The 13,072-nt window shown below is 71.0% G+C and carries 10 protein-coding genes; 2 read left to right on the top strand and 8 right to left on the bottom strand.

Going from position 1 to position 13,072, the window contains the following annotated elements; translation table 11 throughout:
- Positions 1–108 precede the first annotated feature (108 nt).
- Together N8I87_RS14430 and N8I87_RS14435 are read right to left on the bottom strand one after the other, a co-directional pair.
- On the bottom strand, positions 109–981 hold the full coding sequence (locus tag N8I87_RS14430; protein ID WP_263208904.1) for an ABC transporter permease: 873 nt from the start codon (positions 979–981) through the stop codon (positions 109–111).
- A complete protein-coding gene (locus N8I87_RS14435; RefSeq protein WP_263208906.1) occupies positions 978–3,581 on the bottom strand; it encodes a CocE/NonD family hydrolase in 2,604 nt (867 codons plus the stop codon). The genes N8I87_RS14430 and N8I87_RS14435 overlap by 4 nt, the downstream gene beginning before the upstream one ends.
- A 167-nt stretch (positions 3,582–3,748) precedes the next feature.
- Between N8I87_RS14435 and N8I87_RS14440 the strand changes: the two genes are divergently transcribed.
- Positions 3,749–4,177, top strand: coding sequence for a GNAT family N-acetyltransferase (locus N8I87_RS14440; protein WP_263208908.1), 429 nt, complete (start codon positions 3,749–3,751; stop codon positions 4,175–4,177).
- 7 nt (positions 4,178–4,184) lie between these two features.
- On the opposite strand, the gene N8I87_RS14445 is transcribed toward N8I87_RS14440, so the two are convergent.
- A complete protein-coding gene (locus N8I87_RS14445) occupies positions 4,185–5,585 on the bottom strand; it encodes an APC family permease (protein WP_263208910.1) in 1,401 nt (466 codons plus the stop codon).
- Positions 5,586–5,945: 360 nt separating this feature from the next.
- On the opposite strand from N8I87_RS14445, the gene N8I87_RS14450 reads away from it, so the two are divergent.
- Positions 5,946–6,797 carry an SCO4651 family lipoprotein gene (locus tag N8I87_RS14450; protein WP_263208911.1) on the top strand — a complete coding sequence of 284 codons (852 nt, stop codon included), beginning with the start codon at positions 5,946–5,948 and terminating at the stop codon, positions 6,795–6,797.
- A gap of 58 nt (positions 6,798–6,855) precedes the next feature.
- On the opposite strand, the gene mmsA is transcribed toward N8I87_RS14450, so the two are convergent.
- From mmsA to iolC, 5 genes are read right to left on the bottom strand one after another with little or no spacing between them, the layout of a single operon-like run.
- On the bottom strand, positions 6,856–8,358 hold the full coding sequence (gene mmsA / locus N8I87_RS14455) for a CoA-acylating methylmalonate-semialdehyde dehydrogenase (RefSeq protein ID WP_263208913.1): 1,503 nt from the start codon (positions 8,356–8,358) through the stop codon (positions 6,856–6,858).
- A gap of 14 nt (positions 8,359–8,372) precedes the next feature.
- A complete protein-coding gene (iolD, locus tag N8I87_RS14460) occupies positions 8,373–10,256 on the bottom strand; it encodes a 3D-(3,5/4)-trihydroxycyclohexane-1,2-dione acylhydrolase (decyclizing) (RefSeq protein WP_263208915.1) in 1,884 nt (627 codons plus the stop codon).
- Positions 10,253–11,077, bottom strand: coding sequence for a 5-deoxy-glucuronate isomerase (gene iolB, locus N8I87_RS14465; protein WP_263208917.1), 825 nt, complete (start codon positions 11,075–11,077; stop codon positions 10,253–10,255). Before iolB ends, iolD begins: the two co-directional genes overlap by 4 nt.
- A gap of 9 nt (positions 11,078–11,086) precedes the next feature.
- Positions 11,087–11,962: a Cgl0159 family (beta/alpha)8-fold protein gene (locus N8I87_RS14470; protein ID WP_438829322.1), complete on the bottom strand. Its 876-nt coding sequence runs from the start codon at positions 11,960–11,962 to the stop codon at positions 11,087–11,089.
- A gap of 59 nt (positions 11,963–12,021) precedes the next feature.
- A complete protein-coding gene (iolC, locus tag N8I87_RS14475) occupies positions 12,022–12,996 on the bottom strand; it encodes a 5-dehydro-2-deoxygluconokinase (protein WP_263208918.1) in 975 nt (324 codons plus the stop codon).
- Positions 12,997–13,072 lie beyond the last annotated feature (76 nt).

Below are 13,072 nucleotides of genomic sequence, written 5' to 3' on the forward strand. Positions count from 1 at the left end.
ACTGTGACGGCGCGGCGGGCGGGAACGTGCGGTACGGAGCGTTGCGGATGCGTCTCGAAGCGGCCACGGAACACGGCCGCCGAGACCGGTGGGTGATCCTCCGGTGACCTAGGAGACCACGTCCTTGCGGGCGAAACCCCGGAAGGCCAGGGCGAACAGCACGAGCGCGTACGTTATGGAAATCGCGGTGCCCTGGATCATGCCGGACCACTCGGGTCGCGGCTGTACGGCGTCGGCCCAGGCGAACTGCCAGTGCGCGGGCAGGAAGTCGCGCCAGTGGCCGAGGGCGGTGACGGCGTCCAGGACGTTGCCGACGATGGTCAGGCCGACCGCGCCGCCGACCGCGCCCAGCGGGGCGTCCGTCTTGGTCGACAGCCAGAACGCCAGCCCCGCGGTGACCAGTTGGGACACAAACACATACGCCACGACCACCACCAGACGCTGGGCGGCGGTGCCCGAGTCGAGCGCGCCGCCGGTGGGGATCTCCAGTGGCCCCCAGCCGTAGGCGGCCGTGCCGACCGCGAGTGCCACGACCGGCAGCAGCACCATCGCGGCCAGGCTGAGCCCGAGCGCCACGACGAGCTTGGAGAACAGCAGGCGGCCCCGCGGCACGGGCGCGGCGAGCAGATACCGCAGGGAGGACCAGCTCGCCTCCGAGGCGACCGTGTCCCCGCAGAACAGCGCGACCGGGATCACCAGCAGGAAGCCCGCCGAGACGAACAGGTTCACCGCGGCGAAGTTGGCGCCCGAGGCGGTGGCCGTGTCCATCAGCGTGACCTGGCCGTTGCGGCTGCCCGGGTCACCGCCGATCGCGAAGGCGATGACCAGCACGAACGGCAGCACGGCGAGGATCCCGCCCATGATCAGTGTGCGGCGCCGCTTGAGCTGGCGGACCAGCTCCACCCGCAGCGGCAGCGTGCGCCCGGCCCGGTAGCCGAAGGCCACCTCGACGGGCTCGGTGTGCTCGGTGAGCGTGCTCACTCGGAACCTCCGATCAGGGTGAGGAAGGCGTCCTCGAGGCGGCGGTGGGGACCGACCGACTCGACGGGCACATCGAGCCGTACGAGTTCGGCGACCAGCCGCCGCGCGCTTCCGCCGGGCTCCAGGCGGACGAGGAGTCCGTCCTCGGTGCGGACCGCGGAGGCGACGCCGGACAGCGCGGACACCTTCTCGACGACGGGCTCCTCCACGGGCACGGCGGTGCCGACGAGCAGCGTGTCGCCGGAGCCGATGATCTCCCCCACCGGGCCGGCCTGGACGAGCCGGCCGCGGTCCATCACCACCAGGTGCGTGCAGGACTGCTCGACCTCGGCCAGGAGGTGGCTGGAGACGATCACCGTGCGTCCCGCGGCCGCGTAGCGGATCATCACCTCGCGCATCTCGCGGATCTGCGGCGGGTCGAGGCCGTTGGTGGGCTCGTCGAGGATGAGCAGGTCGGGCAGGCCGAGCATGGCCTGGGCGATGGCGAGGCGCTGGCGCATGCCCTGCGAGTAGGTGCGCACCGCGCGGGCGAGCGCGTCACCGAGGCCCGCGATCTCCAGGGCCTCCTCCAGGTGCGCGTCCTCGGCCGGGCGGCCGGTCGCCCGCCAGTACAGCTCCAGGTTCTCGCGGCCCGAGAGGTGCGGCAGGAATCCCGCACCCTCCACGAAGGCGCCCACCCGGGACAGCACCGGCGCGCCCGGCCGGATCGCGTGCCCGAAGACCCGTATCTCGCCGCCGTCCGGCTTGATCAGGCCCATCAGCATGCGCAGGGTCGTCGTCTTGCCCGCGCCGTTCGGCCCGAGCAGACCCAGCACCTGGCCCTTCTCGACGCGGAAGGACAGTTCCCGCACCGCGTACCGGTCCGCCGACTTCGCGTACCGCTTGCTCAGGTCCGTTATCTGGAGCGGGACTTCGGCCAGAGCGGGGTCGGGCGCGGGGACCGCCGTACGGCGGCGGCCGGTGACCAGCAGGGCGAGGGCGAGCAGCGCGCCGGCCGGCGGCAGCCACCACACCCAGGAGGGCAGCGCGGCGGCCGCGGTCGTGACGGCCGGGGCGGTGGGCACGCTCAGGTCTCCCTTCAGGGAGACGGTGTAGGTGGCCGGGGCCGCCGGGGAGGCGTAGCCGAGGTCCGTGGAGGCGAACACCAGGCGCAGCCGGTGGCCCTTCTGCACCTCGTGGTCGATCGCCGGGAGCGTGACCGTGACGTCCTTGCCCGACTTGGCGCCCTCGACGCGCAGGGGCGTGACCAGCTGGGAGGGCAGCACCTGCTGGGTGCCGCCGGGCCCCACGTCGTACACCTTGCCGAACAGGACGGCGTCGTCACCGGTCGACGTCACATGGACGGTGACCGTCGGCGAGCCGGTGATCCGCAGGTCCGAAGTGACGGGCGCGGAGTCGAACTTCGCGTACTGGCCGGGGAAGTCGAGGGAGACGCCGACGCCGAGGGCGGACAGCTGGGCGAGGCCGCCGCCACCGCTGCCGCCGATGCCGGGCAGGGCGGAGACGGCGGGCGGGCTGGCTCCGGCCGGGTTGTCGAAGCGCTGCTCGCCGCCGCGCATGGCGATGGCCCGCCGGTCGTTCTCCAGGCCGGGGTAGGCGTCGGCGCTCGCGCCGCGCAGCTGGGCGGCGCCGTCGGTGGAGTCCACGCCTCCGGTGCGGGTGATCCGGAAGGCGGGGCCGGTGTCGGCCTTCTTGTCGCCCTTGAGGTAGCGGTCGAACCAGGCGGTCACCCGCGTCTGCACCCGGCTGGACTCCAGGTCACCGCCGTCGTGCCCGCCCGCGATCCAGTCGACGTCGACCGGGGCGCCGTTCGCGCGGATCGCCTTCTCGGCCGCGTCGGACTGGGCGAGCGTGAAGAGCGAGTCGGTCTGGCCCTGCACCAGGAGCGTGGGCACCTTGATGCGGTCGGCGACGGCGGACGGCGAGCGCTCCTCCAGCAGTCTGCGCGCGGCGGCGTCCGGCCTGCCCGACTCGGCGACCCGGTCGTACATCCGGCACAGCGCGGGCTCGAACCGGTCGCAGCCGCCGCCGGAGTTGAAGAAGATCCCGGCCCAGAGCTTCTTGAACACACCGTCCGGGAACAGGGCGTCCGCGAGGTTCCAGTAGGTGATCGCCGGGGCGATGGCGTCCACCCGGTCGTCGTGCCCGGCGGCGAGCAGGGAGATGGCTCCGCCGTACGAGCCGCCGGCCACGCCCACGCGCGGGTCGCCGCTCTTGTCGAGCCGCACCTGGGGCTGCTTCGCCAGCCAGTCGATGAGCCGGGAGACGTCGGCGACCTCGCCCTCGGGGTCGTTCAGCCCGATCTTCCCGGTCGATCTGCCGAAGCCGCGCGCGGACCAGGTCAGCACCGCGTATCCGTCCCGGGCGAGGTCCTCGGCCTCCTGCCGTACGTCGTCCTTGCTGCCGCCGAAGCCGTGCCCCAGCAGGACGGCCGGGCGGCGGACGGCGGTGGCGGAGGTGAAGTACGAGGTGTCGATGCGCACCCCGTCGCCGGTCGTGACGACCCGGTCGGCCCGGCGCACCGGGGGCGGGTCGTCGGAGGCGACCGCCGTCCACGTACCGGCGCCGGCGAGCACGACGACGACGGCCGCGGCGGCCATCAGCCGCCGCGGCCCCGAAGCAGCCCCGGAATCCGGGCACTCGAAGATCCATGAGTCAACGGTACGGGCCGCCGCCGACAACCGATGCGGCCACCGGGTTGAACCCCCTGCCCTCCTGCGGGAGTAGAGGGCTCCTCCGGCGTACTTCGGTCGTGGTACGAAGGCGCATGGACATCCGTCGTGCCACCACGGTCGCCGAAGTCGCCGCGGCCGAGCATCTGTTCGACCATCCGGTCCGCACGGAGTGGGCCGAGCGTTTCCTGACCGCCGCCGGACACCATCTGTTCCTCGCGTATGAAGAGGACGGCGGGAACGGCGGGACCGCCCCCGTCGGCTTCGTCAGCGGCGTGGAGACCATCCACCCGGACAAGGGCACCGAGATGTTCCTGTACGAACTCGCGGTCGCGGAGCCGTACCGGCGCCGGGGCATCGGGCGTGCGCTGGTCGGCCGGCTCACCGCGCTGGCCCGGGAGCTGGGCTGCTACGGCATGTGGGTCCTGGTCGACGCCGGGAACGACATCGCCCTTGCCGCCTATCGCAGTGCGGGCGGCAAGGACGACGGTACGTGCTCGGTGGTGACCTGGGACTTCGGCTGAGCCGGAGTTACGGCTGCGCGTCCTCCGGGATCGACACCAGCCAGCGGGTCTCGCCGCGCGGGCGGAGGTAGAAGACCCAGTAGAGGGTGGCGACGGCGGTGATGCCGCCGGTCCACAGCAGGTAGGTGGTCTCCTGCTGGGTGAGGATGTCCGCCAGGACGACGATCAGCAGGACCGGCATCACGGGCCACAGCGGCATGCGCCAGGCGGGCGTGTGCTTGTGGTGGCCGCGGCGGGCGAGCAGGGCGGCGACCGCGACAAGCAGGTACATGCCGGTCACCGAGACGCCCGTGACGCCGTAGAGCGTGTCCAGGTTGACGAAGCAGAGCAGCGCGCCGGGCACGCCCACCGCGAGCGTGGCGACCCAGGGGGAGCCGAAGCGGCCGAGCTTGGAGAAGACGTTGTTGACCGGCTCGGGCCAGGCCTTGTCGCGGGCGGAGGCGAACAGGACGCGGGAGTTCTGGATGACCATGACGATGCCCGCGTTGATGATCGCGAGGGCCACGCAGAGGCTGACGAAGGTGCCGACGGCCGAGTTGGACCAGGCGGTGACCATGGTGCTGATGTCGCCGCCGGTCAGCTCCTTGATGTCGGAGGCGCCCATGGTGATGGCGACGACCGGGACCAGGATGATCACGGTGGAGATGGCGAGGGTGGCCAGGACGGTGCGGGCGACGTTGCGGCGCGGGTGCTCCAGCTCCTCGGAGAGGTAGACGGCGGTCGAGAAGCCCTGGGTGACGAAGAGGGCGATCGCCAGGCCGGAGATGACCAGCATGGCCGTCACGGTGTCCGTGTGTCCGTTGCCGCCCGCGACCTGCATCGAGGTGAGGCTGCCGAGGCCGCGGTGGCCGTGGGTGAAGCCGAGCATGGCGACGACACCGGCGGCGATGACCTCCAGGACCAGGAAGACACCGGTGATCCAGGCATTGGCCCGCAGGTCGAGCAGGCCGGCGAGGGTGGCGAGGAGCATGACGCCGGCGCCGGTCATCGCCGGGTCGAGGTGCACGATCGGCGCCAGGTAGTCGGCCGTGCCCATCGCGATCACCGGCGGGACGATCATCACGACCAGCAGGGACAGCACGAAGACCAGCCAGCCCGCCAGGCGTCCGGCCATCGTCGAGACCATGGCGTACTCGCCGCCGGCGCTGGGGATGAGGGTGCCCAGCTCCGAGTAGCAGAACGCCACGGCGATACAGAGGAGGGAGCCGATGGCGATCGTCAGGGCCGTCGCGGTGCCGAGCGAGCCGAACAGGTCCGGGACCACCACGAAGAGCGTGGAGGCGGGCGTCACGCACGACAGGGTCAGCAGGGTGCCGCCGACCACTCCGATGGAACGCTTGAGCTTCTGAGGGGCGTCCGAGCTCCCGTCCAGGACGGCGGTCTCGACGGGGCGGAGCGTGTCGGTCATGCGGCGGTTCCGATCGACTCGTGCGGTGGTGGTGGGGGCGGGAGCGTTATCGCCTCCGGCGGCTCGCGTCTTACGTCCTTCTGTCGCTCCCGGCGCTGATGGAACCCCGACGAAAACCGGCGCGTCAATGGGTGTTTACCTACGAAATTCGAAGATCAACAGGCTCTTGGATCACGTAAACAGCAGCAAGGTGCAGGCAATTCGGCACCTGTGGCCCATACGAGAATCGCAGGACGAACGGCAAAAAAAGTAGCAGCGTCCGCTATACGGACGCCGTAAAGCGGTCGCACGACTGTCGGTGGGGCCCGCTAGAGTCAAGGAATCACAAACAGCACACAGCAAATTCAGGGGTGGGGAACCATGAAGCTGAAGCACACCGTGGCCTGGGTGGGGTGTACGGCGGCGGCGCTGCTGGCGACCTCCGCGTGCGGCACCGAGGGCGCGAAGTCGGCGGCCAAGGCCGTGGACAACGCCGACAAGGCGATGGCGGCACTGGCGCGGGCCACGGACCGGACGCAGAACCTGGGCTCGGCCGAGGTGAAGATGAGCACCGACCTGGGCACGGGTACGGGCCCGATCGCCATGAACGGCACGTACTCCTGGGGCGACGGTTTCGCCTTCGACGTCAAGATGGACACCAAGGCCGCCCAGATGCAGACGCTGACGAGCTCGCCGACGGTCCGCACGCTCTTCGTGGACGGCGCGTACTACTACGACATCGACCCGCAGCCCTCCGGCCCGCTCAAGGGCAAGGAGTGGATGAAGATCGACGGCTCGGCCGTGTTCGGCGAGAAGGGCGGCCAGGCGATGGCCGGCGGCACCGGCGGCGGCAGCCCGGTGGCCTCCATGAAGGCCCTGAAGTACGCCAGCGACGTCGACGACCTCGGCAAGCAGACCGTCGACGGACAGAGCACGACGCACTACCACGCCGTGGTGAAGGCGAACCAGATGGGCAAGCTCAAGGACGTCTACGGCGACCAGGACAACATGCTCAGCCAGATGACCGGCGCCAACGGCTCGATGACCATGGACATCTGGGTCAACGGCAAGGACCTGCCGGTCCGCATGAAGCAGACGTTCGGCTCCGCGACCGTCACCATGGACTTCGAGAAGTTCGGCAAGACGGCCACGGTCAAGGCCCCGCCCGCCGCGCAGACCGGTGACCTCACCGAGCTGGTCAAGCAGCAGCAACAGCAGAAGCAGCAGGGCTGAGCCCGGGTACGGCGTGCCCCGTCCTCCCGCGCGGGAGGACGGGGCACGCCGTACCGGCTCAGTGGTTGCGCGGGAAGCCCAGGTCCACGCCCGCCGGGGCGTCGGCCGGGTCGGGCCAGCGCGTGGTGACGACCTTGCCGCGGGTGTAGAAGTGCGTGCCGTCGTTGCCGTAGATGTGGTGGTCGCCGAAGAGCGAGTCCTTCCAGCCACCGAAGGAGTGGTAGCCCACCGGCACCGGGATCGGCACGTTCACGCCGACCATGCCGGCCTCGATCTCCAGCTGGAAGCGACGGGCCGCGCCGCCGTCCCGGGTGAAGATCGCGGTGCCGTTGCCGAACGGCGAGGCGTTGATGAGGGCCACGCCCTCCTCGTAGGTGTCGACGCGCAGCACGCACAGCACCGGGCCGAAGATCTCGTCCTGGTAGGCCTTGGCGCTGGTGGGCACCTTGTCGAGCAGCGAGATGCCGAGCCAGTGGCCGTCCTCGAAACCGTCCACGGTGTAACCGGTGCCGTCCAGGACCACCTCGGCGCCCTCGGCCGCGGCGCCCTCCACATAGGAGGCCACCTTGTCGCGGTGGACCTTGGTGATCAGCGGGCCCATCTCGGAGGCCGGGTCGTTGCCGGGGCCGATCTTGATCTTCTCGGCGCGCTCGCGGATCTTCTCCACCAGCGCGTCGCCGATGGAACCGACCGCGACGACCGTAGAGATGGCCATGCAGCGCTCGCCGGCGGAGCCGTAGGCGGCCGAGACGACGGCGTCGGCGGCCGCGTCCAGGTCGGCGTCCGGCAGCACCAGCATGTGGTTCTTGGCGCCGCCCAGGGCCTGCACACGCTTGCCGTTGGCGGAGGCGGTGGTGTGGATGTAGCGGGCGATCGGGGTCGAGCCGACGAAGGAGACGGCCTTGACGTCCGGGTGCTCAAGCAGGCGGTCCACGGCCGTCTTGTCACCGTGCACGACATTGAAGACGCCGTCCGGCAGACCGGCCTCGGCCAGCAGCTCGGCGATCCTGATGGACGCCGACGGGTCCTTCTCGGACGGCTTCAGCACGAAGGTGTTGCCGCACGCGATCGCGATCGGGAACATCCACATCGGCACCATCGCCGGGAAGTTGAACGGCGTGATGCCCGCGACGACACCCAGCGGCTGCCGGATCGAGGCCACGTCCACACGGGTGGCGACCTGCGTCGACAGCTCGCCCTTCAGCTGCACGCTGATGCCGCAGGCCAGCTCGACGATCTCCAGGCCGCGGGCCACCTCGCCGAGGGCGTCGCTGTGCACCTTGCCGTGCTCGGCGGTGATCAGCTCGGCGATCTCGTCGCGGTGGGCGTCGAGCAGCGCACGGAACTTGAACAGGATCGAGGTGCGCTGGGCCAGCGAGGACTGGCCCCAGGTGGCGTAGGCGTCCTTGGCGGCGGCCACCGCCGCGTCGACCTCGTCCACGGAGGCGAACGCGACCTTGGTGGTGACCGCGCCGGTCGCCGGGTCCGTGACCGGCCCGTACGAACCCGACGCGCCTTCGACGGTCTTACCGCCGATCCAGTGGTTGACGATCTTCGTCATGCCCGGTTACTCCTTCACAGATGGCGGCGTCGGGTAGAGACGTGCCGTTCGTACAGCTCACGTGCCTTGACCGCGGAGGATCGGGTCGCGGTCTCGGCCACAGGAACATCCCACCAGGCCTGCGCCGGAGGCGCGCCCGACACAGTGTCTGCGGTTTCGGTCTCCACGTAGACACAAGTGGGAGTGTCGGCGGCCCGCGCCTCGGCGAGCGCCGTACGCAGGTCACCGACGGTCTTCGCGCGCAGCACACGCATGCCGAGGCTGGCCGCGTTGGCGGCCAGGTCGACGGGCAGCGGGGCGCCCGTGTAGGTGCCGTCCTGGGCCCGGAAGCGGTAGGCGGTGCCGAACCGCTCGCCGCCCACCGTCTCGGACAGCCCGCCGATCGAAGCGTACCCGTGGTTCTGCACGAGCAGCAGCTTGATCGCGACGCCCTCCTGCACGGCGGTCACGATCTCCGTCGGCATCATCAGATACGTCCCGTCGCCGACCAGCGCCCATACGGGCCGGTCGGGGGCGGCGAGCTTGACACCGATCGCGGCCGGGATCTCGTAGCCCATGCAGGAGTAGCCGTACTCCAGGTGGTACTGGTCCCTCGACCGCGCCCGCCACAGCTTGTGCAGGTCGCCGGGGAGCGAGCCGGCCGCGTTGATGATCACGTCCGTCTCGTCGACCGTCCCGTCCAGCGCGCCCAGCACCTGCGGCTGCGTCGGCCGTACGTCGGGCTCCTCGGCCTCGTAGCAGGCGTCGACGCGCTGCTCCCAGCGCTCCTTGTCCTCGGTGTACTCGGTGGCGTACGCGTCGGACACCCGGTGGGCGTGCAGCTCCAGCGCCTCGGTCAGCTCCTCCAGGCCGCTGCGGGCGTCCGCGATCAGGGGCATGCCGGAGAGCTTGTGGCCGTCGAAGGGCGCGATGTTGAGGTTGAGGAAGCGCACGTCCGGGTGGGCGAAGAGGGTGCCGGAGGCGGTGGTGAAGTCGGTGTAGCGGGTGCCCACGCCGATCACCAGGTCGGCGGTGCGGGCGAGTTCGTCGGCGGTCGCGGTGCCGGTGTGGCCGACGCCGCCGACGTCCTGGGGGTGGTCCCAGCGCAGGGAGCCCTTGCCTGCCTGGGTGGAGGCGACCGGGATGCGGGTGGCCGCGGCGAACTCGGCGAGGGCGTCCTCGGCACGGCTGTGGTGGACACCGCCGCCCGCGATCACCAGCGGCCGGCGCGCCGCCCGGATCACCCGCACGGCCTCGGCGAGTTCGACCGGGTCGGGGCCCGGCCGCCGTACGGTCCACACGCGCTCGGCGAAGAACGCGTCCGGCCAGTCGTACGCCTCCGCCTGCACGTCCTGCGGGAGGGCGAGGGTGACGGCGCCGGTCCCGACCGGGTCGGCCAGCACCCGCATGGCCTGGAGGGCGGCCGGGATCAGGGCCTCGGGCCGGGTGATCCGATCGAAGTACCTCGACACCGGGCGCAGACAGTCATTGACCGACACGTCGCCCGCGTACGGGACTTCGAGCTGCTGCAGGACCGGGTCGGCGGGGCGGGTGGCGAAGACGTCACCGGGCAGGAGCAGGACGGGGAGGTGATTGATGGTGGCCAGGGCGGCGCCGGTCACGAGGTTGGTGGCGCCGGGGCCGATGGAGCTCGTCACCGCGTGCGTGGACAGACGGTTGGACTGGCGTGCGTAGCCGACCGCCGCGTGCACCATGGCCTGCTCGTTGCGGCCCTGGTGGTACGGCATGTCACCGCCGTACTCGATGAGCGCCTGGCCGATTCCGGCGACGTTGCCGTGGCCGAAGATGCCCCAGGTGGCGTCGATCAGCCGGTGCCGTACGCCGTCCCGCTCCGTGTACTGCGCGGTCAGGAAGCGGACCAGCGCCTGCGCGACCGTGAGCCTGGTCGTTGAGGTCATCGGTAACCCTCTGTGCTTTCCAGGTGGGCCGGGTGGAAGCAGATCCGCCACTCCCGTGTCTCACCCGGACCGGACATGACGTTCAGGTAGTACATGTCGTGCCCGGGCTGGGCGATCGACGGTCCGTGCCATCCGTCGGGGACGAGGACGGCATCGCCGGAGCGGACCTCGGCGAGGACATCGGTTCCGCCCTCACGGGAGGGGAACACCCGCTGATAGCCGAAACCGTTCGGGCCGTCGATCTCGAAGTAGTAGATCTCCTCCAGCTCCGACTCCTCGCCGGGCCGGTGTTCGTCGTGCTTGTGCGGCGGGTACGAGGACCAGTTGCCGCCGGGTGTGATCACCTCGACGGCGATCAGCCGGTCGCAGTCGAAGGAGTCGGCGGAGGCGAAGTTGCGGACGCGGCGCGAGCAGTTTCCGCTGCCGCGCACCTCGACGGGGACCTCCGGCGCGGGGCCGTAGCGGGCGGGGAGTCGTCGCTCGCACTTCGCTCCTGCCAGGGCGAAGCGGCCTCCCGCGCCGGAGGCGATCTGGACCCGGGCGTCACGGGGGGCGTAGGCGAAGTCGGAGGCTCCGCCGAACACGCTGTCCCTGCCCAGGAGTTGGAACTCGTTCCCCTCTGTTCGGACGGTACATCCGCCTTCCAGCGGAAGCACGATCCACTCGCTGTCACCGGTGGTGAAGATATGCGTGCCGCCGGGCTCCAGCTCGATGATCCGCAGACTGCTGTACGTCCATCCGGCCCGTTTGGGGTCGATGTCGACGACATACTGGGCGCCCGCGGTCGAGCCCTTGCTCAGGTGCAGGTCATTGCTGGTCATACGGCCCCCTCACAGCAGTCCTACGGCGGTGTCCACGGCGGCGGCCACGTCGCCGTCCGCCGGGTACAGCAGTGAACGTCCCACCACCAGGCCCCGCACGGTGGGCAGTTGGAGGGCGCCGCGCCACTTCTCGTACGCCGCCTCCTGGTCGTCCCCGACCTCGCCGCCCAGCAGTACCGCGGGGAGCGTGGAGGTCTCCATGACCCGGGCCATGTCGTCGGGGTTGTCGGTGACCGGCACCTTCAGCCAGGTGTAGGCCGAGCTGCCGCCCAGGCCCGAGGCGATGGCGATGGACTTGGTGACCGCCTCGGCGGACAGGTCGTTCGTCACCTTCCCGTCGGGGGTGCGGCGGCTGATGAACGGCTCGACGAAGACCGGGAGCCGCCGGGCGGCCATGTCGTCGATGGCCCGGGCTGTGGACTCCAGGGTGGTCAGGGAGCCCGGGTCGTCGTAGTCGATGCGCAGCAGCAGCTTGCCCGCGTCGAAGCCCAGCCGCTGGATGTCCTCGGGGCGGTGGCCGGTGAAGCGGTCGTCCAACTCGAAGGACGCGCCCTGCAGTCCGCCGCGGTTCATCGAGCCCATGACGACCTTGTGGTCGAGGGCGCCGAGCAGCAGCAGGTCGTCGAGGATGTCGGCGGTGGCGAGCACGCCGTCGACGCCGGGCCGCGACAGCGCGAGGCAGAGGCGTTCGAGCAGGTCGGCGCGGTTGGCCATGGCCAGTGTTCGGTCGCCGACACCGAGGGCGCCGCGGGCCGGGTGGTCGGCGGCGACGATCATCAGCCGGCCGTCCTCGTTCAGCAGCGGCCTGCGGGTGCGGCGGACGGCGGCCTCGGCGATCGCCTCGGGGTGGTGGGTGCGGGTGTGGACCAGCGCGGAGACGTCCACGCGCGCGTGCCCGATGCCCTCCCCGCCCTCGTGGTGGGCGCCGCCCACCTTGCCGGCCCTCACCGCACCGCTCCCGCCTCGAGCGCGGCGGCCACCTCGTCCGGGGTGGGCATCGCGGAGGAGCACTCCAGGCGGGAGGCGACGATCGCGCCGGCCGCGTTGGCGTGCCGCATGATCTTCTCCAGGTCCCAGTCGGCCAGCAGGCCGTGGCAGAGCGAGCCGCCGAAGGCGTCACCGGCGCCGAGTCCGTTGAGGACGCTGACCGGGAGCGGCGGGACCTCGGCGGACTCGCCCTCCCGGTTCACGGCGAGGACGCCCTTCGGTCCCTGCTTGACGACGGCGAGTTCGACACCGGCGTCGAGGAGCGCGCGGGCGGCGGCGTGCGGCTCGCGCACGCCGGTGGCGACCTCCACCTCGTCCAGGTTGCCGACGGCGACCGTGGTGTGGCGCAGCGCCTCGGCGTAGAAGGGGCGGGCGCCGTCCGGCCCGCGGCGGGAGCCGCTGATGTCGTCGCGCCAGAACATGGGGCGCCAGTCGAGGTCGAAGACCGTCGTACCGGACTTGGCCCGGTGCGCGAGGGCCGCCAGTGTCGCCGTGCGGCTTGGTTCCTCGCTCAGTCCCGTACCGGTGACCCAGAAGATGCCCGCCTCGCGGATGGCGTCGAGGTCCAGCTCATGGGCGTCGATCTCCAGGTCGGGCGCCTTGGGCTGCCGGTAGAAGTAGAGCGGGAAGTCGTCCGGCGGGAAGACCTCGCAGAAGGTGACCGGCGTGGGCAGTCCGGGGACCGGGGTGACCCAGCGGTCGTCGACTCCGAAGCCGCGCAGGGCCTCGTGCAGATAGGCGCCGAAGGCGTCGTCGCCGGTGCGGGTGATGACGGCGGTGTTCCGGCCCAGCCGGGCCGCGGCGACGGCGACGTTGGTGGCAGACCCGCCGAGGAACTTGCCGAAGGACGACACCTGGGCGAGTGGAACACCTGTCTGCAGCGGATAGAGATCCACTCCGATCCGCCCCATGGTGATCAGGTCGTACGCCATCGGTTTCCCTTCGTCACGGCTCTCCCCCGGTTTGTAGTCCTGTACCCGGAGCCCTGTCAATGGTTTGTCCGGACAT

Origin of the sequence: Streptomyces sp. HUAS 15-9 (assembly GCF_025642155.1) — a bacterium.
GTDB lineage: Bacteria > Actinomycetota > Actinomycetes > Streptomycetales > Streptomycetaceae > Streptomyces.

Bases quoted from the DNA above. Each gene is read 5' to 3' on its own strand.
- N8I87_RS14435 (WP_263208906.1), bottom strand. From the start codon at position 3,581: ATGGCCGCCGCGGCCGTCGTCGTCGTGCTCGCCGGCGCCGGTACGTGG.
- N8I87_RS14440 (WP_263208908.1), top strand. From the start codon at position 3,749: ATGGACATCCGTCGTGCCACCACGGTCGCCGAAGTCGCCGCGGCCGAG.
- N8I87_RS14445 (WP_263208910.1), bottom strand. From the start codon at position 5,585: ATGACCGACACGCTCCGCCCCGTCGAGACCGCCGTCCTGGACGGGAGC.
- N8I87_RS14450 (WP_263208911.1), top strand. From the start codon at position 5,946: ATGAAGCTGAAGCACACCGTGGCCTGGGTGGGGTGTACGGCGGCGGCG.
- mmsA (WP_263208913.1), bottom strand. From the start codon at position 8,358: ATGACGAAGATCGTCAACCACTGGATCGGCGGTAAGACCGTCGAAGGC.
- iolD (WP_263208915.1), bottom strand. From the start codon at position 10,256: ATGACCTCAACGACCAGGCTCACGGTCGCGCAGGCGCTGGTCCGCTTC.
- iolB (WP_263208917.1), bottom strand. From the start codon at position 11,077: ATGACCAGCAATGACCTGCACCTGAGCAAGGGCTCGACCGCGGGCGCC.
- iolC (WP_263208918.1), bottom strand. From the start codon at position 12,996: ATGGCGTACGACCTGATCACCATGGGGCGGATCGGAGTGGATCTCTAT.